The sequence below is a fragment of the Streptomyces sp. CHD11 genome (genome assembly GCF_018638295.1).
Lineage (GTDB): Bacteria > Actinomycetota > Actinomycetes > Streptomycetales > Streptomycetaceae > Streptomyces.
Map to the genome: position 1 here is coordinate 161,515 of NZ_JABTTS010000006.1, position 19,731 is coordinate 181,245.

The following is a 19,731-nucleotide window of genomic DNA, read 5'->3' on the forward strand; positions in this document are numbered from 1 at the left end:
CCGCGGTGCTCAAGCCCTACAGGCCGTACTTGCCGCGCGCTTCCTTCACGGCCGCGGCCTTGACCTCGCCGCGCCGGGCCAGCTGGGCCAGGGCCGCGACGACGATGGACTCGGCGTCGACACCGAAGTGGCGGCGGGCGGCGTCACGGGTGTCCGACAGGCCGAAGCCGTCGGCGCCCAGCGACGAGTAGTCCTGCTCCACCCACTGCGCGATCTGGTCCGGGACCTGGCGCATGTAGTCGGACACCGCCAGCACCGGGCCCTCGGCACCCTGAAGCGCCTGCCGGACGAACGGCACCCGGTCCTCGCCGCGCAGCAGCGCGTCGTCGGCCTCCATCGCGTCCCGGCGCAGCTCGGTCCAGGAGGTCGCGGACCACACGTCGGCGGCCACCCCCCACTCCTCGGCGAGCAGCTTCTGCGCCTTCAGCGCCCAGTGGATCGCCGTGCCGGAGCCGAGCAGCTGGATGCGGGGCGCGTTGGCGGCGGGGTTCAGCCCGGCCGTCTCCGCCGTGTTGAAGCGGTACAGGCCCTTGACGATGCCCTCGTCGACACCGGCGGCCGACGGTTTGGCGGGCTGCGGCACCGGCTCGTTGTAGACCGTCAGGTAGTAGAAGACGTCCTGGTCCTCGCCCGGCTTGCCCTCGCCGAACATCCGGCGCAGACCCTCCTTGACGATGACACCGATCTCGTACGCGAACGCCGGGTCGTAGGTCAGCGCCGCCGGGTTGGTCGCCGCGATGACCGGGGAGTGGCCGTCGGCGTGCTGGAGACCCTCGCCCGTCAGCGTGGTGCGGCCCGCCGTGGCGCCGATCAGGAAGCCGCGGCCCATCTGGTCGCCGAGCTGCCACATCTGGTCGCCGGTGCGCTGCCAGCCGAACATCGAGTAGTAGATGTAGAACGGGATCATCGTCTCGCCGTGCGTCGAGTACGACGTGGAGGCGGCGACGAACTCGGCCATGGCGCCGGCCTCGGTGATCCCCTCGTTGAAGATCTGGCCGTTCTTCGCTTCCTTGTAGTACATCAGCTGGTCGCGGTCGACCGGCTCGTACGTCTGGCCCATCGGCGAGTAGATGCCGAGGGACGGGAAGAGGCTCTCCATGCCGAAGGTGCGCGCCTCGTCGGGGACGATCGGCACCCAGCGCTTCCCGGTCTCCTTGTCGCGGACGAGGTCCTTGACGAGGCGGACGAACGCCATCGTGGTGGCCACGTTCTGCGAGCCGGAGCCCTTGTCGAAGGCGGCGAACGCCTTGTCGGCGGGCTGCGGCAGCGGCGCGACCGGGTGCACCCGGCGGGCCGGGGCCGGACCGCCGAGGGCGGCGCGGCGCTCCTGGAGGTAACGGACCTCGGGGGAGTCGGCACCCGGGTGCACGTAGGGCACCACGCCGTCGACGAACTGCGCGTCGGAGACCGGCAGTTCCAGCCGGTCGCGCATCGCCTTGAACTCGTCCACCGTCAGCTTCTTCATCTGGTGGTTGGCGTTCTTCGACGCGAAGCCCTCACCGAGGGTGTGGCCCTTGACCGTCTGCGCGAGGATCACCGTCGGCGCGCCCTTGTGGGCGAGCGCCGCCTTGTACGCGGCGTAGACCTTGCGGGACTCGTGGCCGCCGCGCGAGAGGTGGAAGCACTCGAGGATCTTGTCGTCGCTCAGCAGCTTCGCCATCTCGGCGAGCGCCGGGTCCTTGCCGAAGAAGTCCTCGCGGATGTAGGCGGCGTCGCGCGTCTGGTACGTCTGGACCTGCGCGTCCGGTACCTCGCGCAGCCGGCGTACCAGGGCGCCCGTGACGTCGAGCCGGAACAGCTCGTCCCACGCCGTGCCCCACAGCGTCTTGATGACGTTCCAGCCGGCGCCGCGGAACTGGGCCTCCAGCTCCTGCACGATCTTGAAGTTGGCGCGGACCGGTCCGTCGAGGCGCTGCAGGTTGCAGTTGACGACGAAGGTCAGGTTGTCCAGCTGCTCGCGGGAGGCGAGGGTGAGCGCGGTCGTGGACTCGGGCTCGTCCATCTCGCCGTCACCGAGGAACGCCCAGACGTGGGAGTCGGCGACGTCCTTGATGCCGCGGCTGGTCAGATAGCGGTTGAAGCGCGCCTGGTAGATCGCGGAGATCGGCCCGAGGCCCATCGACACGGTGGGGAACTCCCACAGCCAGGGCAGCCGGCGCGGGTGCGGGTACGACGGCAGTCCGTTGCCGCCCGACTCGCGGCGGAAGTTGTCGAGCTGCTCCTCGCCGATCCGGCCGTCGAGGAAGGCGCGGGCGTAGATGCCGGGGGAGGCGTGGCCCTGGATGTAGAGCTGGTCGCCCGAGCCGTCGCGCTCCTTGCCGTGGAAGAAGTGGTTGAAGCCGGTCTCGTAGAGCCAGGCGGCGGAGGCGAAGGTGGCGATGTGGCCGCCGACGCCGTACTTGCTGCCCCGGGTCACCATGGCGGCCGCGTTCCAGCGGTTCCAGGCGGTGATCCGCTGCTCCAGAGCCTCGTCGCCGTCCACGGCGGGCTCGGCGGAGGTGGGGATGGTGTTGACGTAGTCGGTCTCGAGGAGCTTCGGCAGCGCGATGCCGGCTCCCTCGGCGCGCTCCAGGGTGCGGCGCATCAGGTAGGCGGCACGGTGCGGCCCGGCCGCCTTGGTGACGGCGTCCAGGGAGGCCTGCCACTCGGCGGTCTCCTCGGGGTCGCGGTCCGGGAGCTGGTCGAGCTCGCTCGGCTGGATGGCGTTGGGGTCGGTCGTCATGTCGCCGCCTTCCTCAGTCGAAGGGGGGTGCCCTAGGTCTTTGGCAGGACAGGGCGGAGGGCTCGGGTGGAAGCCCAACGGTGACCATAACTCCCTGATCGATGATCGATCAAAGGGTTGAGGGGGAAAACCTCTCGATACCGGGAAAGTCGGCACGCGGTGCCTCCGGCGGTGGCACGCGGTGACTGTTTGTGCAGGTGAGGGGAGGTGTGCGCGGAAGAGCACGGGTGCTTCGGCGGGCCGGTCGTGGCTGATCGCGCACTGCCCCGCGTCCCCCTCGAAGGGGCGCGGGGCGGTGACGATGTCGCGGCTGCGCCGCGTGGGCGCAGAAGGGTGGCGGGGGCGAGGCGACCTCCGCACTACGCCCGCGGCGCACACCCCAGCACGTGCGACTTCACCAGTTCCGCGATCCGCGGATCCCGCCGCCGGAACGCCGCCACCAGCTCCTCGTGCTCCTCCGCGTACGACTGCTGCACCGTACCCAGCCACCGTATCGACAGCGCGGTGAACACCTCGATCCCCAGCCCCTCCCACGTGTGCAGCAGCACCGAGTTGCCCGCCGCCCGCACCAGCTCCCGGTGGAACCCCACCGTGTGGCGCACCTGCCCGGTCCCGTCCGCCATCCGGTCGGCCTCGTACAGCGCCGCGACGTGCGGCTCCAGCGCCGAGCAGTCCTCCGCCAGCCGGGCCGCCGCCAGCTCCGCGGCGATCGCCTCCAGACCGGCCCGGACGGGGTAGCTCTCCTCCAGGTCGGCGGCCGTCAGATTCCGTACCCGCACGCCCTTGTTCGGCGCGGACTCGATCAGCCGCAGCGACTCCAGCTCCCGCAGCGCCTCCCGCACGGGGGTCTGGCTGACCTCCAGCTCCGTCGCGATCCGCCGCTCCACGATCCGCTCGCCCGGCTTCCAGCGTCCGCTGATGATCCCTTCCAGGATGTGCTCGCGGATCTGTTCGCGCAGCGAGTGGACGACGGGCGCGGTCATGAGGGGCTCCTTAGCGGGGCCCGCGGGCCCCCGGGGGGCTTTGACGAATAGACAATACGGCTGCGAGCCCACCCCGGAGGGGCGCACAGGGTCGCTTTCCCCCCAGGTGAGACGAGACTTACACGCCCCTACGCCGGTGCCCCCGCCCGGGAAGCCACCAGGGGCTTCCGGACGGGGGCACCGTACGGCCGGGTCAGCGGCCGGAGATCACCGGTCGGGTCACAGGCCGAGCTCGACCTCGAACTCGCCGGCCTCCAGGATCGCCTTGACCGCCGTCAGGTAACGGGCCGCGTCGGCGCCGTCCACCAGGCGGTGGTCGTAGGAGAGGGTCAGGTAGGTCATGTCGCGGACGCCGATGACCGTGCCCTCCTCCGTCTCGATGACGGCCGGACGCTTGACCGTGGCACCGATGCCGAGGATCGCGACCTGGCCCGGGGGCACGATGATCGTGTCGAACAGCGCGCCGCGCGAGCCGGTGTTGCTGATGGTGAAGGTCGCGCCGGACAGCTCGTCCGGAGTGATCTTGTTGCCGCGGACCTTGCCCGCCAGCTCCGCCGTGGCCTTGGCGATACCGGCGATGTTGAGGCCACCGGCGTTCTTGATGACCGGGGTCATCAGGCCCTTCTCGGAGTCCACCGCGATACCGATGTTCTCGGTGTCGAAGTAGGAGATGGTGCCCTCGGCCTCGTTGATCTTGGCGTTGACGACCGGGTGGGCCTTCAGCGCCTGTGCCGCCGCCTTGACGTAGAACGGCATCGGGGAGAGCTTGACGCCCTCGCGCGCCGCGAACGCGTCCTTGGCCCGGCCGCGCAGCTTCATCAGCCGGGTGACGTCGACCTCGACGACCGAGGACAGCTGGGCCTGCTCGTGCAGGGCCTTGACCATGTTGTCGCCGATGACCTTGCGGATCCGCGGCATCTTCACGGTCTGGCCGCGCAGCGGGGAGGCCTCCAGGACGGGGGCCTTCTTCGCGGCGGGCGCGGCGGCGGCCGGAGCCGGGGCAGCGGCCTTCGCGGCCTCGGCGGCGGCGATGACGTCCTGCTTGCGGATACGGCCGCCGACGCCGGTGCCCTTGACGGTGGACAGGTCGACGCCGTTCTCGGCGGCGAGCTTGCGCACCAGCGGGGTCACGTAGGCGCCCTCGTCCGTGGCCTGCGCGGCGGCCGGGGCCGGAGCCGCGGGAGCCTGCGGGGCCGGAGCGGCGGGCGCGGGCGCCGGGGCAGCCGGAGCGGTCTGCTGCGGAGCCGGAGCGGTCTGCTGCGGCTCCGGAGCCGGAGCCGGCGCCGGAGCAGCGGGAGCCGGGGCGGGGGCAGCCGGGGCCGGCGCGGGCTGCGCGGGGGCCTCGGGAGCGGCCGGGGCGGGAGCGGCGGCCGGCGCGGCACCGGCCTCGCCGATGACGGCGAGCTTGGCGCCGACCTCGGCCGTCTCGTCCTCGCCGACCACGATCTCCAGCAGCGTGCCGGAGGTCGGCGCCGGGATCTCGGTGTCGACCTTGTCCGTCGACACCTCCAGCAGCGGCTCGTCGGCCTCGACGGTGTCGCCGACCGACTTCAGCCAGCGGGTGACGGTGCCTTCGGTGACGGACTCGCCGAGCGCGGGCAGGACCACGTCCGTGCCCTCGGCGGAACCGCCGCCGGCGGAGGCCTCGGCGCTGGGCGCCGGAGCCGGGGCGGGCTGCTCGGTGGACGGCTGGGCCTGCGGCTCCGGGGCGGGAGCCGGCGGGGCGGCCTCCTCGGCGGCCGGGGCCTGCTCCGCCGCGGGGGCGCCGGAGCCGTCGTCGATCAGGGCCAGCTCGGCGCCTACCTCGACCGTCTCGTCCTCGGCGACCTTGATGGAGGACAGCACGCCGGAGGCGGGGGCCGGGATCTCGGTGTCGACCTTGTCGGTCGACACCTCGAGCAGCGGCTCGTCGGCCTCGACGTGCTCGCCCTCGGCCTTCAGCCAGCGGGTGACAGTGCCCTCGGTGACGCTCTCGCCGAGCGCCGGCAGGGTTACGGAAACCGCCATGGTTTCGGTTGCTCCTTAGAAGTGCGGAAGTCTGGTCGTCGCGCCCGGTGACCGAGGGCGTCAGTCGTGGGAGTGGAGCGGCTTTCCGGCCAGGGCCAGGTGGGCCTCGCCCATCGCCTCGTTCTGCGTCGGGTGCGCGTGGATGAGCTGCGCGACCTCGGCGGGCAGCGCCTCCCAGTTGTAGATCAGCTGGGCTTCACCGACCTGCTCGCCCATGCGGTCGCCGACCATGTGGACGCCGACCACCGCACCGTCCTTGACCTGGACGAGCTTGATCTCGCCCGCGGTCTTGAGGATCTTGCTCTTTCCGTTGCCCGCCAGGTTGTACTTCAGAGCGACGACCTTGTCCGCGCCGTAGATCTCCTTGGCCTTGGCCTCGGTGATGCCGACGGAGGCGACCTCCGGGTGGCAGTACGTCACGCGAGGGACACCGTCGTAGTCGACCGGCACGGTCTTCAGACCGGCCAGGCGCTCGGCCACCAGGATGCCCTCGGCGAAGCCGACGTGCGCGAGCTGGAGGGTCGGGACGAGGTCACCGACGGCGGAGACCGTCGGAACGTTGGTGCGCATGTATTCGTCGACCAGGACGTAGCCGCGGTCCATGGCGACCCCGGCCTCCTCGTACCCCAGGCCCTGCGAGACCGGGCCGCGGCCGATGGCGACGAGGAGCACCTCGGCCTCGAACTCCTTGCCGTCGGCGAGGGTGACCTTCACACCGTCCTGGGTGTACTCGGCCTTCTGGAAGAAGGTGCCCAGGTTGAACTTGATGCCCCGCTTGCGGAACGCGCGCTCCAGCAGCTTCGAGCTGTTCTCGTCCTCGACCGGGACGAGGTGCTTGAGACCCTCGACGATCGTGACGTCGGTGCCGAAGGACTTCCACGCGGAGGCGAACTCGACGCCGATGACGCCGCCGCCCAGGACGATCGCGGACTTCGGCACGCGGTCCAGGACCAGGGCGTGGTCGGAGGAGATGATGCGGTTGCCGTCGATCTCCAGGCCCGGCAGCGACTTCGGCACGGAGCCGGTCGCCAGCAGGACGTGGCGGCCCTCCACGCGCCGGCCGTTCACGTCGACGGAGGTGGGGGAGGACAGCCGGCCCTCACCCTCGATGTAGGTCACCTTGCGGGAGGCGACCAGGCCCTGCAGGCCCTTGTACAGGCCGGCGATCACGTCGTCCTTGTACTTGTGCACCCCCGCCATGTCGACGCCCTCGAAGGACGTCTTGATGCCGAACTGCTCGCTCTCGCGGGCCTGGTCGGCGATCTCGCCCGCGTGCAGCAGGGCTTTGGTGGGGATACAGCCGTTGTGCAGGCAGGTGCCGCCGAGCTTGTTCTTCTCGATCAGGGCGACGTCCAGGCCCAGCTGTGCCCCGCGCAGCGCCGCGGCGTAACCGCCGCTGCCACCGCCGAGGATCACTAGGTCGAAAACGGTGCTGGCGTCGTTCGCCACGTCACGTCCTCCATGCATGTGCGCCACGCCGGTCTCCAGTGACCGGTCGGCGGCTGGTGTCCGGCCGCTCATTGTTCTCGGCCCTTAAGGTGGGGCCCTGTCCTGCCGAGCCCTATCCTCGCACTTGTCACGCCTGAACGAGACGCCGGGCCGTTGTGTGACACGTCCCACGTCCGCCCGCCGGGGCGCGGGCGGCGCCCGGTGCACGGCTCCGCCGCGCGGACGCGCTCCCTCATCTGCCGCCGCGCGTCCCCGTGCGGGACCACGCGACGGACCGGCGGACCCGCCCGCGGCCCGCGTCCGGTACCGGGGCCCCGCACTGCCCGCGTGCGAGGCCCCGGTACCGGACGAGGAGTCAGACCAGGTCGCCGGAGGCGGCCCGCTCCGCCAGCCGCACCAGCGTGCGCACCGCGGAGCCCGTACCGCCCTTGGGCGTGTACCCGAACGGGCCGCTCTCGTTGAAGGCCGGGCCGGCGATGTCGATGTGGGCCCAGGTGATGCCCTCGCCGACGAACTCCCGAAGGAACAGACCGGCGACCAGGCCGCCGCCCATCCGCTCACCCATGTTGGCGATGTCGGCGGTGGCCGAGTCCATGCCCTTGCGCAGGTGCTCCGGCAGCGGCATCGGCCAGGCCGGCTCGCCGGCCTCCCCGGCCGCCTCGACCACGGCGGAGCGGAAACCGTCGTCGTTCGCCATGATCCCGAAGGTGCGGTTGCCCAGCGCCAGGACCATGGCGCCGGTCAGGGTCGCGACGTCCACGATGGCGTCCGGCTTCTCCTGGGAGGCGGCCCACAGCGCGTCGGCGAGGACGAGCCGGCCCTCGGCGTCGGTGTTGAGCACCTCCACGGTCTTGCCGCTGAACATGCGCAGCACGTCGCCCGGGCGGGTCGCCGAGCCGGACGGCATGTTCTCGGCCAGCGCCAGCCAGCCGGTGACGTTGACCTCCAGGCCCAGACGGGCGGCGGCGACGACCGCGGCGAACACCGCGGCGGCGCCGCTCATGTCGCACTTCATCGTCTCGTTGTGGCCGGCCGGCTTCAGCGAGATGCCGCCCGAGTCGTACGTGATGCCCTTGCCGACCAGGGCGAGGTGCTTCTTCGCCCTGGACGAGGTGTACGACAGCTTCACCAGGCGCGGACCGGCCGCCGAGCCGGCGCCGACGCCGAGGATGCCGCCGTAGCCGCCCTTGGCCAGGGCCTTCTCGTCGAGCACCTGCACCTTGATGCCGTGCTCCTTGGCCGCCGTCTGGGCGACGGCCGCGAACGCCTCGGGGTCGAGGTCGTTGGGCGGGGTGTTGATCAGGTCACGAGCGCGGTTGAGCTCCTCGGCGACGGCCGTGGCACGCTCGACGGCGGCCTTGAACGCCTTGTCGCGGGGCTTGCCGCCGAGCAGTACGGCCTCGGCGAGCGGCGCCTTGCCGCTCTTCGCGTCCTTGCCGCCGTTCTTGGCGGTGTCCTTGTAGGCGTCGAAGGAGTACGCGCCCAGCAGCACGCCCTCGGCGGCCGCGCCGGCGTCGTCGGCGTCCGTCAGGGGCAGGGCGAACGCGGCCTTCTTGGAACCGGCGAGGGCGCGGGCGGCCACACCGGCCGCCTTGCGCAGCGCCTCGGTGCCGTAGCCGGATCCCTTCTCCGGCTGGGCGCCGAGGCCCACCGCCACCACGAGCGGTGCCTTGAAACCGGCCGGCGCGGGGAGCTTCGTCACCTCGCCCTCGGCGCCGGACGCGCCGAGGGTCTCCAGGACGCCGGCGAGCCTGCCGTCGTACGCCTGGTCCACGGACTCGGCGCCCGGTGCGACGACGGGACCCTGGGACTTCGCGGCAGAGCCCTTGGCGACACCGATGACGATCGCGTCGGCCCGCAGGCCGGGGACCGCGGCGGTGCTGAGAGTGAGAGCAGTCACGGTGGTGAAATCTCGCTTCCGATGTGAAGTTGCGGTGGCCGAAAGGTGTGGGTCGACCGGGCCCGGCAGCCGACCCTAGTTGCGCTGTGCGGGTGCGGTCCCGTCGGGGCCTTTCCCGGTGCGGCGGACACTCGGGACGAGCCTACGCGCGTATGCGCGTTCACTCGTTCACGCGGGTGTTCACCTTTCGGTGACGTCGCGGCCGTCTCCGGGCCCCGCCACCGGAACCACCGGACGGTGACGATCATCCCTGGTAGTGCACGGTGGTCCCGCGTCGTGCCGCATGGTCCCGCGCCGTCCCGTGCGCCCGCCCCGCCGCCCGCCCGCCCCAGGAGACCGCCGGTGAGACGCCCGTTCCCGCTCGTCCCGCTGCTCGTCCTGCTGTCGGCGGCCTGCGCCACCGCGCCCGGACCCGGCCAGGAGCCCTCGTCCGGGGACCGCTGGCGGCCCCGGCCGGGGACGCGCGGGGTGACCCGCAGCCCGGTCACGCCCTTGCCGACGGTGCGTCCGGCCAGGACGAGACACCCCCACCGGTGGAGGAACGTCGCGACGACCAGCAGCCCGAAGGCGTGTTCGGCGTAGAGCGGGGTGAGCGCCGTGAGCGCCGCGGCCGGCGTCACCACCAGAGCGCAGCCGATGACCCAGGCCATGGCCGAACGCGGTCCCGGCATCAACGTCCCCCGTTGCCGCAGCGGTTCGGCCGACCACGGCAGCGGGCAGGACCCGCGCGGCCACCGGGAGCCCCCGCGACCACACACACGTACGAGACAAGTCGGACGTCACCCGAATGCCGAGTGGGAAAGCGCGCCACGGTGCCCGGCTTCGGACCCAGCCGGTCGTCGCCCCGCCATGCTGATCCGGGGACTCTCCCCGAGCCCGTAGGAGGACGTGGACAGTGGTGGACAAGAGCACGGTGGACTCACTCGATCAGGAGTCCTACGAGGACGAGCTGCCGGTACGGCGCAAGAGTCCCGGCAACGTCGTGATCAAGTGGCTGACGACCACCGACCACAAGACGATCGGCACGCTCTATCTCTGTACCTCGTTCGCGTTCTTCGTGTTCGGCGGGATCCTGGCGCTGGTGATGCGTGCCGAGCTGGCCCGGCCGGGTCTGCAGATCGTGTCGAACGAGCAGTTCAACCAGGCGTTCACGATGCACGGCACGATCATGCTGCTGATGTTCGCCACGCCGCTGTTCATCGGCTTCGCGAACTGGATCATGCCGCTGCAGATCGGCGCGCCCGACGTGGCGTTCCCGCGGCTGAACATGTTCTCCTACTGGTTGTTCCTGTTCGGCTCGCTGATCGCGGTCGGTGGCTTCCTCACCCCGGACGGGGCGGCGAGCTTCGGCTGGTTCGCCTACACCCCGCTGTCGGACGCGACCCGCACGCCGGGCCTCGGCGGTGACCTGTGGGTGATGGGTCTGGCCTTCTCCGGCTTCGGCACGATCCTCGGCTCGGTCAACTTCATCACCACGATCATCTGCATGCGCGCGCCCGGCATGACGATGTTCCGCATGCCGATCTTCACCTGGAACGTGCTGCTGACCGGTGTGCTGGTCCTGCTCGCCTTCCCGGTGCTGGCCGCCGCCCTGCTCGCGCTGGCCGCGGACCGCAAGTTCGGGGCACACATCTACGACGCGGCCAACGGCGGGCCACTGCTGTGGCAGCACATGTTCTGGTTCTTCGGCCATCCGGAGGTGTACATCATCGCGCTGCCGTTCTTCGGCATCGTCTCCGAGATCATCCCGGTCTTCTCCCGCAAGCCGATCTTCGGCTACATGGGACTGATCGCCGCCACGATCGCGATCGCCGGTCTGTCGGCGACGGTGTGGGCGCACCACATGTACGCCACCGGCGGTGCGCTGCTGCCGTTCTTCTCCTTCATGACCTTCCTGATCGCGGTGCCGACCGGGGTGAAGTTCTTCAACTGGATCGGCACCATGTGGAAGGGCAGCCTCTCCTTCGAGACACCGATGCTCTGGGCCACCGGCTTCCTGGTCACCTTCCTCTTCGGCGGTCTGACCGGTGTGGTCCTGGCGTCGCCGCCGCTGGACTTCCACGTCACGGACTCGTATTTCGTGGTGGCGCACTTCCACTACGTGGTCTTCGGCACCGTCGTCTTCGCGATGTTCGCCGGCTTCCACTTCTGGTGGCCGAAGTTCACCGGCAAGCTGCTCGACGAACGCCTCGGCAAGATCACCTTCTGGACGCTGTTCCTCGGCTTCCACGGCACCTTCCTCGTCCAGCACTGGCTGGGCGCCGAGGGCATGCCCCGCCGGTACCCGGACTACCTCGCCGCGGACGGCTTCACCGCGCTGAACACGGTCGCCTCGATCGCCTCGTTCCTGCTCGGTCTGTCGCTCCTGCCGTTCTTCTACAACATCTGGAAGACGGCCAGGTACGGCAAGCCGGTCGGCGTCGACGACCCCTGGGGCTACGGCCGTTCGCTGGAGTGGGCGACCTCGTGCCCGCCTCCGCGGCACAACTTCCTCACCCTGCCGAAGATCCGCAGTGAATCCCCGGCGTTCGACCTGCACCACCCGGACGTCGCCGCGATCGACGACCGCGAGAACCGTCCCGAGACCTCCGAGACCATCGCTCCCGGTGACAAGCAGCGCTGAGAGCACGCCCCGGAACCGGGAGGAGCGCATGAACCCCCATGAGGACAGCGCCGTCGGTCTCAACCGGCTCGAGGGCCATCTCCTGTGGGCCGCCGAGGTCGAGGAGGCCCGGCGGCGGGCCGACCTGTTCACCAGGGAACTGCCGTGGCTGACGACCGCGCAGCGCGAGGAGGTGGAGCGCGTGTACCGGGCCGACCGGATCGCCGCCTCCCGGGCCGCACTGGTACGGATCCGCGACCGGGCGGCCGAACTGCGGGCCGAGTACGAGGCCCGCTACCGGCAACTGCGGGCGCGCTGTGTCGCCCTGGCGGTCGTGGCGCTGACGAGCGGCGTGGGCACGGCGGTCACCGTCCTCCTCAGCCGGCCGTGACCGTCCGGTTCCGGTGGGGCCTCAGCCCAGCACGGACACGACGAGCGCGGTCGTCGCCGCCGTCTCCGCGAGCCCGCCGAACACATCGCCGGTGACCCCGCCGAAACGGCGGACACAGTGGCGCAGCAGCAGTTCGGCGACGGCGACGGCCGCCACCACCGCGAGCACGGCACGCAGGACGTCGTACGCCCCCAGGAACGCCCCTCCGGCCGCGGCGAGGGCGGCGACCGTGAGCGCGGCGCCCACCGCACCCGGTACCGGCACCACCCCCGCGACCGCCGCGCCCAGCCCCTCCGGCCTGGCGGGCGGCACACCCCGGCGGGCGGCCAGGGTGAGCGCGAGCCGCGCGGCGACCGCCGACAGGACGGCGGCGAGCGCGCCCCGCGCCCAGCCCTGGCCGTAGGCCTGCGCCAGCGCGGCCACCTGCGCCAGCAGCACGAGGACCAGGGTGAGCACTCCGAACGGGCCGATGTCGGACTGCTTCATGATCCGCAACGCGTCCCCGGCGGGCCGGGCACTGCCGAGCCCGTCCGCGGTGTCGGCCAGCCCGTCGAGATGCAGACCCCGGGTGAGGGCGGCCGGTACGGCGACGCTCGCGACCGCGGCGAGCAGGGCGCCCGCGCCGAGGAGCAGCAGGAGGAGACCGGCCCCGGCGGCCAGGGCGCCGGCCACCAGGCCCACCGCCGGGGCGCACAGCATCCCGGCGCGCGCGGCCGGCCGGTCCCAGCGGGTGACCGTGACCGGAAGCGCGGTCAGCGTGCCGAAGGCGAAGCGGAGGCCGTCGGAGGCGGAGGCGGAGGCGGGGGTCTCGGGGGAGGGTGCGGGCACCGGCGCAGATTACCCGCCCCACGCCCTGCTGGGCCGGGCACCCTCGACGGCTGTGGATAAAGTGCCCATATGGGACATTGGTTGGACCGGAACATCATCGAACCGGGCAAGCTCCCGCTGCTCCTCGCACTGGCCGCCTTCGTCCTCACCTTCCTGATCACCCGGGTCATCACCCGTCTGATCCGGGCCGGCAAGGGGCCCTTCGGCAACGTCAAGGCGGGTTCCCTGCACGTCCATCACGTGGTGCCCGGTGTCGTGCTCACCGTGATCGGCGGGTTCGGCGCGGTGGCGGGCGGACGGCACGGCTTCGGTTCGGCGTTCAGCGCGGTGGTCTTCGGCATCGGGGCGGGGCTGGTCCTCGACGAGTTCGCGCTCATCCTGCACCTCGACGACGTGTACTGGAGCGAGGCCGGACGCAAGAGCGTGGAGATGGTCGTCCTCACCGCCGCGCTGGTCGGGCTGCTGCTGGCCGGCTTCGCGCCGTTCGGCGTCAACGACCTCTCCGAGGAAGAGCTCCAGAATCGCGCGGGCGCCGTCGCGAGTATCAGCGTGAACTTCCTCTTCGCCCTGATCGCGCTGAGCAAGGGCAAGGCGCGGACCGCGGTGTTCGGCGTGATCATCCCGGTGGTGGCGCTGATCGGGACGCTGCGGCTGGCCCGGCCGGGGTCGCCCTGGGCGCGGCGCCTGTACCGGCGGCGGCCCCGGGCGCGGGCCCGGGCGACCCTGCGGGCCTACCACCACGACCGCAGGTGGTCCGGCCCCCGCCGCGCCATCAGCGACTGGCTCGGCGGCAAACCGGATCCCCCGCACGCCCTGGAACGCGACTGAGCCCCGCCGCCCCTGAAGGGGCGCGGGGAACTGCGCGAGCAACCCCCACCCACCCGCACGTCCGGGGTCAAAGGGGCGGAGCCCTTTTGAGGAAGGGACGGGAAGGGACGGGAAGGGGCGGCGGGGACGAGGTGAGGAGGCAGGTGCCCCCTGTGTCACTCCGCGTCCGCGGCGTCCTTGACGTCCTTGACGTCCGCCGCCTCCGCCCCACCCCCCGGCCGCTCCGGCAGCTCCGCTGCCAGCGCCGCCGCCGCCTGCACCAGGGGCAGGGCAAGCAGCGCCCCCGCACCCTCACCCACGGTCACCCCTTGCGGCAGCAGCGGTTCCAGGGCCATCCGGTCCAGCGCCTTCGCCTGCCCCGGCTCACCGCTCGCGTGCGCGGCCACCCACCAGTCCGGTGCCCGGAACGCCACCCGCTGCGCCACCAGCGCGCACGCCGCCGTCACCACCCCGTCCAGCACGACCGGCAGCTTCCGCACCGCCGCCTGCAACAGGAAACCCGTCATCGCGGTCAGGTCGGCCCCGCCCACCGTCGCCAGCAGACGCAGCTGATCGCCCAGTACCGGCCGCGCCCGCCGCAGCGCGTCGCGGATCGCCGCACACTTGCGCATCCACGCCAGGTCGTCGATCGCCAGCCCTCCGCGCCCGGTCACCACCGACGCGTCCGTCCCGCACAGCGCCGCCACCAGCACGCCCGCCGCGGTGGTCCCGCCCACGCTCACATCGCCCAGCACCACCAGATCCGTACCGGAGTCGGCCTCCTCGTCGGCCACGGCCATCCCCGCGCGGAACGCCGCCTCGGCCTCCTCCGCGCTCAGCGCGTCCTCGATGTCGATGCGCCCGCTGCCCCGCCGCACCCGGTGCCGCACGACGTCCTCGGGGAGGGACTCGGGGTCGCAGTCCAGGGCCATGTCGACCACCCGCACCGGCACCGCCAGCCGCCGCGCCAGCACGGACACCGGGCGTCCGCCGTCCAGCACCTCCCGCACCAGCTCCACGGCGCTGCCCGCGGCCCGCGCGGAGACATCCAGCCCGGCGATCCCGTGATCACCCGCGAACAGCACCACCCGCGGCCGTTCGATCGGCCGCACCGGCACCGCGGACTGCGCCGCCGCCAGCCACTCACCCAGGTCGTCGAGCCGGCCCAGTGACCCGGGCGGCACAGCCAGGCGTTCTCGCCGGGCCTCCGCGTCACGGCGTACCCCGCCGTCCGGACGCTCGATCAGATCGGTGAAGTCGTCGAGATTAAGCGAGCTCATTCGCCGAACAGTACCGGCCCTGATCGAACACCACGCGGGCCCGGTGAGTCGCCGCGCGCACGGCCTCGGCCCCACCACGCCACCCCGGTGGCGTTGCACCCCGGAAGGCCTTCCCGTCCGTAACGTTTTGCCGTGTATCGACGGACATCCATCATTCCGTCCTGTCTGCGCTGTCCATCCCGTCCGCCCCGTACCTCCCCCCGCCTCCACGCCGTACGCCCTCACGCAGGGAGCAGCCGCCCATGTCCGCACCCACCCCAGACACCGCGATCCCCCACCCCCACGGCTCCGCGCGGGTGCACGAGCCGCGCCGCGCGGACTGCCCCTGGTGCGGCTCCGCGCGGCTGCGCAACCGGCTGAGAACCGGTGACCTGCGGCGGCACCGGCCCGGCCTGTTCACCGTCGACGCGTGCCGGGACTGCGGCCACACCTTCCAGAATCCCCGTCTCACCGCCGAGGGCCTCGCCTTCTACCGGCGGGCCGTACGCGGCGCTCCCCGGGACCCCGCCACCGAGCGCGTCCTCGCCCTGCACGCGGTGCACCGCCGCCGCCGCGCCGCCGCCCGGGCAATGCTCCCCTTCGGTGAACCGGAGAGCTGGCTGGACGTCGGCACCGGACTCGCCCGCTTCCCGCAGACCGCGCGGGAGTTCTTCCCGTACACCGCCTTCGACGGCACCGACCTCACCGCGCGGGTCGAGCAGGCCCGTACGCTCGAACGTGTCGAGGAGGCTCACGTCGGCCCGCTGACCGATCCGGGGATCAGGGCCCGGCTGGCCGGCCGTTACGACGTGGTCAGCCTGCTGCACCACCTGGAACACACCACCGACCCCCGCGCGGAGCTCCACGCGGCCCTCGACGCCCTGCGCCCCGGCGGCCATCTGCTCATCGAGACACTGGACCCGCGCTGCGCCTTCGCCGCCCTGTTCGGCCGCTGGTGGCTGCCCTACGACCAGCCCCGCCGGCTGCACCTGATGCCCCGGCACAACCTCCGCGCCGAGCTCAGGGCTCGCGGCTGCACCCTGGTCACCGCGGGGCACCGCGCCGCGCACGTACCGCAGGACCTGGCGGGACTGACCGCCCTCGCCCTCTCCCACGCCCTGCCCGCGCCCGACACGCCCTGGCGCGCCATCCCCCCGACCCCCTTCCAGCGGCACCTGCGCGCGGTGCTGCTCCGCGCGGGCGCCCCCCTGGTGGTCGCCGCGGCGGCGGCCGACGCGGCCCTGGCCCCGCTGCTGCGCCACACCCCGTTCGCCAACGCCTACCGCATCATCGCCCGCACACCGCAGCCGTGACGCGCGGCACGCCACCGCGCGGGGGCCCCCGCGGGCTCGTCGCTCCGGGGCTCAACCGCGCAGGACGACCGCCTGGCCCGCCACCACCAGCAGCATCTGCTCGCACTCCTGTGCGAACGCGGCGTTGAGGCGCCCCAGCTCGTCCCGGTACCGGCGGCCGGACGCGGTGGCGGGCACGATGCCCGAGCCCACCTCGTTGGACACGGCGACCAGCGTCCGGCGGGTGTCGCGCACCGCCTCCGTGAGAGCCCGTACCCGCTCCCGCAGGGCCCGCTCCCCGCCGTCCGCCCATTCCGCGTCGTCCCACGCCCCGACGGCGTCCATCGCGTCCGTCAGCCACAGCGACAGACAGTCCACCAGCAGGGGCGGCCCGTCGTCCTTCAGCAGCGGCACCAGATCGCAGGTCTCGACGGTCCGCCACGACCCCGGCCGCCGCTGCTGGTGCACCGAGACCCGCCCCGCCCACTCGGTGTCCCCGCCCCGGGACCCGCCGGTCGCCACGTACAGCACCTCGGGGAACGACTCCAGCCGCCGTTCGGCCTCCACCGACTTGCCCGAGCGCGCCCCGCCCAGCACCAGGGTGCGGCGGGGTACGTCGGGCACGTCCTCGTAGGCTCCGACCTCCAGCGTGGTCCCGTCCGGTACGGCGCGGGCGCCGGCCGCCGCGAGCCGGCGCCGCGTCTCGGGGCCCGGCGGCACGCCGTGGTCCAGATGGACGGCGACTACATCCGTGGTCGGGCCGACCGCGCCCACCCCCCGCAGCCGCGCCAGCGCGTCCGGGCGCCCCACCACGTCCAGCAGCACCATGGCGTACGACTCGGCCGGCTCCTCCAGCCCGGCCGGCGCTCCGCCCGGCGGCAGGTACAGCAGCCGCTGCCCGCCGGGTCCGGTCACCGCGTACCCGGTGCCGGGGGCGTCCAGCGCCACCGCCCGTACCCGGTGGCCCGTCAGCAGCGCCAGCTCCCGTCCGTCGGGCACCCGTCCCGGCTGTGGAAGCCCGGCCGGCACCTCCACCGCGGGGCCGTCGTGCGGATGCGACAGCAGCACCTGGCGCACGCCGCCCAGTGAACGGCCCGCGCGGGCCGCCGCGAACGCCGCGCCCGGGGTGAGGTCGAGCAGCAGCGCCCCGTCCACGAGCAGCGAGGTGGCCGCCCGCGCGTCCGCGCCGAACGCGGAGGCGCACGCGGCGCAGGGACAGTCGGGGCGGGGCAGTCCCGCGGGGGCACCGGTGCCGAGCAGAGTCAGTTCCACGGACCCGATTTTCTCCTGTCCCCACGACCCGTGCCCGTCCGGCTAGGCTTCCGGCAGGAGCCGGACCAAGATCCGGCTTCTGTCGTGACAGTGTGCTCAGCGTGCTCACACCCATGGGAGGCGTACATGGCGGCATGGACGTGGCGGTTCGAGAAGGCCGACGGGACGCAGGTCGAGCCCGCGGTGCCGCCGGAGGAGTTCCCCACACAGGGGGACGCCGAGTCCTGGATCGGGGAGAACTGGAAGGCGCTCGCGGAGGGTGGCGCCGACCAGGTACGGCTGCTGGAGGACACCACGGAGATCTACGGCCCGATGAGCCTCCACGCGGAGGAGGCGGAGGAGGCGGAGGCGGGCGCGGAAGAGGCGTAGTCCCTGAGGGATGCGCCCCCGGACTCCCTTCGTGCCGTTCCCCGCGCCCTTTCAGGGGCGCGGGGAACCGCGCGAACAACCCCCACCCGCCTGCGCGTTCGGGGTGAAAGGGGCAGCGTCCCTCAACGACGGGAGGGACGGGAAGGGGCGGCGGGGGCGAGAAAAAGGCTTCGCCGTACCGGGCGGGCCCGAGGCCTCAGCCCCGTACCCCGCACAGATGCAGCAGCGAGGCGACGCCCCGATAGGGATCGGTCCGACCGGCCCGGTCCTCGACCGCGAGCAGCGTGTCCAGATCGGACGGGAGAACCGCGTCGTCCGCCACACTGTCCGTGAAGACCCGCACGCCGTACCAGGTGTGCAGCGGCGCCCCGATCCCCGCGAGCGTCGACGTCAGCCTCTTCAGCCCGTACGCCGCCGTGCAGAAGCCCGCCAGAGCCCCGGCCCAGTCGCCGGACAGCCCCGCCCGCATCGCCGGCGCGTCGCCGTTGCGTATCAGCAGGGACAGCAGCCCGCTGGGCGCCAGCATCCGGGCCACACCGGCCAGCAACGCGTCCGGTTCCTCGACGTACATGAGCTCGCCATGACACAACACCACGTCGAAGCTGCCCGGCAGGAAGTGCACACCGGTGTCCCCGGCCTGGCCCTCGATGATCCGCATCCGGTCCCGGATGCCCTCGGGCTGCCCGGCCAGGGCCTCGCGCGCGGCGGAGATCATCGCCGCGTCCTGCTCGACCCCGGTCACCTGGTGGCCGGCCCGGGCCAGCCGGAGCGCCTGTGCGCCCCGGCCCATGCCCACGTCGAGCACCCGCAGCCGCCGTCCGACGGGGAAGCGGCCGACTATCTGCTCCTCCAGCTGGCGGGCCACCAGCTCCTGGCGCACGACATCGCGCAGACCGCCCGGCTCACCTCGCCGGTCCGCTGTCGCGCCGTCGGCGAACGGCGTGGTGGTCAGGGCCGCTCCCCGCGCTTGACCTGGGGCTTGGGCAGCCGCAGCCGGCGCATCTGGAGCGAGCGCATCAGGGCGTAGGCCACCGCGCCGCGCCGGTTGTCGTCGGGGAAGCGCTCGGCGAGCTGCTTCTTCAGCCGGACCCAGTTCACGATCGAGTCGAGCACGATCATCACGATGATCAGCAGCCACAGCAGCAGCGCGACATTCTGCAACTGGGGCACCTGGACCATGCTCAGCACCAGGATGATCACGGCCATCGGCAGGAAGTACTCCGCGATGTTGAACCGCGAGTCCACGAAGTCGCGAGCGAACCGGCGCACCGGCCCCTTGTCGCGAGCGGGCAGATAACGCTCGTCGCCGCTGGCCAGAGCCTTGCGCTGGCGCTCCAGCGCACTGCGGCGCTCCTCGCGCTGCCGCTTGGCCGCGTCCTTGCGCGACATCGACGTGTTGGCCACGCTGCGGCGCTGGCTCTGGGCCTGACTTCGCTTGGGCGTGGGACGGCCCTTGGGGGCCTCCGGGTGACGGGTCTGCTGGGAGTCGGTCAGCGTCGCCTTGTCGGCGGCGGGTGCCTTCTCTTCCTTGGCGCGGCTACGGAACACAAAACCCAAGGGTACGGGGTGCCGGGGGTTGGGTCCCAGCCAGGTGGGGAACGATCCGGCAACACCGGACGTCTCCAAAAGGACAGGAGGGGACGTAGTGCGGCTCTCCGGCAGGCCCCTCGGGGCCTACCCCGGGAACCACCTACTCCCTACGCCGGAGCGGGAGGGTACGCACTCGTCCTTGGGGATGAGCGCATCCGTCCCCGAACAGTGCGGTAATGGATGCAGGGCCCGTACTGTGGGTTCTGACGCAGGTGCTGAGCTGGAGTCGGTCAGAAGGGGGCGCGCGAAGCCCATGAGCG

Annotated in this window: 15 protein-coding genes; 5 read left to right on the forward strand and 10 right to left on the reverse strand. The window is 72.3% G+C overall.

Features of this window, described 5'->3' with window-relative positions; genetic code table 11:
- Positions 1-16: 16 nt before the first annotated feature.
- From aceE to HTV45_RS08525, 5 genes are all read right to left on the reverse strand, one after another.
- On the reverse strand, positions 17-2,722 hold the full coding sequence (gene aceE, locus HTV45_RS08505) for a pyruvate dehydrogenase (acetyl-transferring), homodimeric type (protein WP_215205034.1): 2,706 nt from the start codon (positions 2,720-2,722) through the stop codon (positions 17-19).
- Positions 2,723-3,081: 359 nt separating this feature from the next.
- Positions 3,082-3,705 (reverse strand): GntR family transcriptional regulator, encoded by a 624-nt coding sequence (locus HTV45_RS08510; RefSeq protein WP_215205035.1) that lies wholly within the window; start codon positions 3,703-3,705, stop codon positions 3,082-3,084.
- Positions 3,706-3,924: 219 nt separating this feature from the next.
- Positions 3,925-5,712 (reverse strand): 2-oxoglutarate dehydrogenase, E2 component, dihydrolipoamide succinyltransferase, encoded by a 1,788-nt coding sequence (gene sucB / locus HTV45_RS08515; RefSeq protein ID WP_215205036.1) that lies wholly within the window; start codon positions 5,710-5,712, stop codon positions 3,925-3,927.
- Positions 5,713-5,772: 60 nt separating this feature from the next.
- Positions 5,773-7,161, reverse strand: coding sequence for a dihydrolipoyl dehydrogenase (gene lpdA / locus HTV45_RS08520; RefSeq protein WP_215205037.1), 1,389 nt, complete (start codon positions 7,159-7,161; stop codon positions 5,773-5,775).
- A 355-nt stretch (positions 7,162-7,516) separates the two neighbouring features.
- Positions 7,517-9,061 carry a leucyl aminopeptidase gene (locus HTV45_RS08525; protein WP_215205038.1) on the reverse strand — a complete coding sequence of 515 codons (1,545 nt, stop codon included), beginning with the start codon at positions 9,059-9,061 and terminating at the stop codon, positions 7,517-7,519.
- An 895-nt stretch (positions 9,062-9,956) separates the two neighbouring features.
- Between HTV45_RS08525 and ctaD the strand changes: the two genes are divergently transcribed.
- Both ctaD and HTV45_RS08535 read left to right on the forward strand, forming a co-directional pair.
- A complete protein-coding gene (gene ctaD / locus HTV45_RS08530; RefSeq protein WP_215205039.1) occupies positions 9,957-11,684 on the forward strand; it encodes a cytochrome c oxidase subunit I in 1,728 nt (575 codons plus the stop codon).
- Positions 11,685-11,712: 28 nt separating this feature from the next.
- The gene (locus HTV45_RS08535; protein ID WP_215205040.1) at positions 11,713-12,054 is read left to right on the forward strand and encodes a hypothetical protein; all 342 of its coding nucleotides are present in this window, start codon (positions 11,713-11,715) and stop codon (positions 12,052-12,054) included.
- A 21-nt stretch (positions 12,055-12,075) separates the two neighbouring features.
- Here HTV45_RS08535 and HTV45_RS08540 read toward each other — a convergent pair whose 3' ends face one another.
- Entirely contained in the window at positions 12,076-12,882 is an 807-nt protein-coding gene (locus HTV45_RS08540) for an adenosylcobinamide-GDP ribazoletransferase (protein WP_215205041.1), read from the reverse strand.
- Positions 12,883-12,951: 69 nt separating this feature from the next.
- Between HTV45_RS08540 and HTV45_RS08545 the strand changes: the two genes are divergently transcribed.
- Positions 12,952-13,710 carry a hypothetical protein gene (locus tag HTV45_RS08545; protein WP_215205042.1) on the forward strand — a complete coding sequence of 253 codons (759 nt, stop codon included), beginning with the start codon at positions 12,952-12,954 and terminating at the stop codon, positions 13,708-13,710.
- 155 nt (positions 13,711-13,865) lie between these two features.
- Here HTV45_RS08545 and cobT read toward each other — a convergent pair whose 3' ends face one another.
- Positions 13,866-14,969 (reverse strand): nicotinate-nucleotide--dimethylbenzimidazole phosphoribosyltransferase, encoded by a 1,104-nt coding sequence (cobT, locus tag HTV45_RS08550; protein WP_215205043.1) that lies wholly within the window; start codon positions 14,967-14,969, stop codon positions 13,866-13,868.
- 242 nt (positions 14,970-15,211) lie between these two features.
- Between cobT and HTV45_RS08555 the strand changes: the two genes are divergently transcribed.
- On the forward strand, positions 15,212-16,261 hold the full coding sequence (locus HTV45_RS08555; RefSeq protein ID WP_215205044.1) for a class I SAM-dependent methyltransferase: 1,050 nt from the start codon (positions 15,212-15,214) through the stop codon (positions 16,259-16,261).
- A 51-nt stretch (positions 16,262-16,312) separates the two neighbouring features.
- On the opposite strand, the gene HTV45_RS08560 is transcribed toward HTV45_RS08555, so the two are convergent.
- Positions 16,313-17,512: a bifunctional adenosylcobinamide kinase/adenosylcobinamide-phosphate guanylyltransferase gene (locus HTV45_RS08560; RefSeq protein ID WP_215205045.1), complete on the reverse strand. Its 1,200-nt coding sequence runs from the start codon at positions 17,510-17,512 to the stop codon at positions 16,313-16,315.
- 126 nt (positions 17,513-17,638) lie between these two features.
- Between HTV45_RS08560 and HTV45_RS08565 the strand changes: the two genes are divergently transcribed.
- Entirely contained in the window at positions 17,639-17,881 is a 243-nt protein-coding gene (locus HTV45_RS08565; protein WP_215205046.1) for a hypothetical protein, read from the forward strand.
- Positions 17,882-18,077: 196 nt separating this feature from the next.
- Here HTV45_RS08565 and HTV45_RS08570 read toward each other — a convergent pair whose 3' ends face one another.
- Positions 18,078-18,746, reverse strand: a complete 669-nt coding sequence (locus tag HTV45_RS08570) for a methyltransferase domain-containing protein (RefSeq protein WP_215205047.1) — start codon at positions 18,744-18,746, stop codon at positions 18,078-18,080.
- Between the two features lie 83 nt (positions 18,747-18,829).
- The gene (locus tag HTV45_RS08575) at positions 18,830-19,507 is read right to left on the reverse strand and encodes a DUF3043 domain-containing protein (RefSeq protein WP_215205048.1); all 678 of its coding nucleotides are present in this window, start codon (positions 19,505-19,507) and stop codon (positions 18,830-18,832) included.
- Positions 19,508-19,731: the final 224 nt, after the last annotated feature.

Coding starts and splice junctions, on each gene's coding strand:
- HTV45_RS08565 (WP_215205046.1), top strand. CDS start 17,639: ATGGCGGCATGGACGTGGCGGTTCGAGAAGGCCGACGGGACGCAGGTC.
- cobT (WP_215205043.1), bottom strand. CDS start 14,969: ATGAGCTCGCTTAATCTCGACGACTTCACCGATCTGATCGAGCGTCCG.
- HTV45_RS08535 (WP_215205040.1), top strand. CDS start 11,713: ATGAACCCCCATGAGGACAGCGCCGTCGGTCTCAACCGGCTCGAGGGC.
- HTV45_RS08510 (WP_215205035.1), bottom strand. CDS start 3,705: ATGACCGCGCCCGTCGTCCACTCGCTGCGCGAACAGATCCGCGAGCAC.
- aceE (WP_215205034.1), bottom strand. CDS start 2,722: ATGACGACCGACCCCAACGCCATCCAGCCGAGCGAGCTCGACCAGCTC.
- HTV45_RS08545 (WP_215205042.1), top strand. CDS start 12,952: ATGGGACATTGGTTGGACCGGAACATCATCGAACCGGGCAAGCTCCCG.
- HTV45_RS08555 (WP_215205044.1), top strand. CDS start 15,212: ATGTCCGCACCCACCCCAGACACCGCGATCCCCCACCCCCACGGCTCC.
- sucB (WP_215205036.1), bottom strand. CDS start 5,712: ATGGCGGTTTCCGTAACCCTGCCGGCGCTCGGCGAGAGCGTCACCGAG.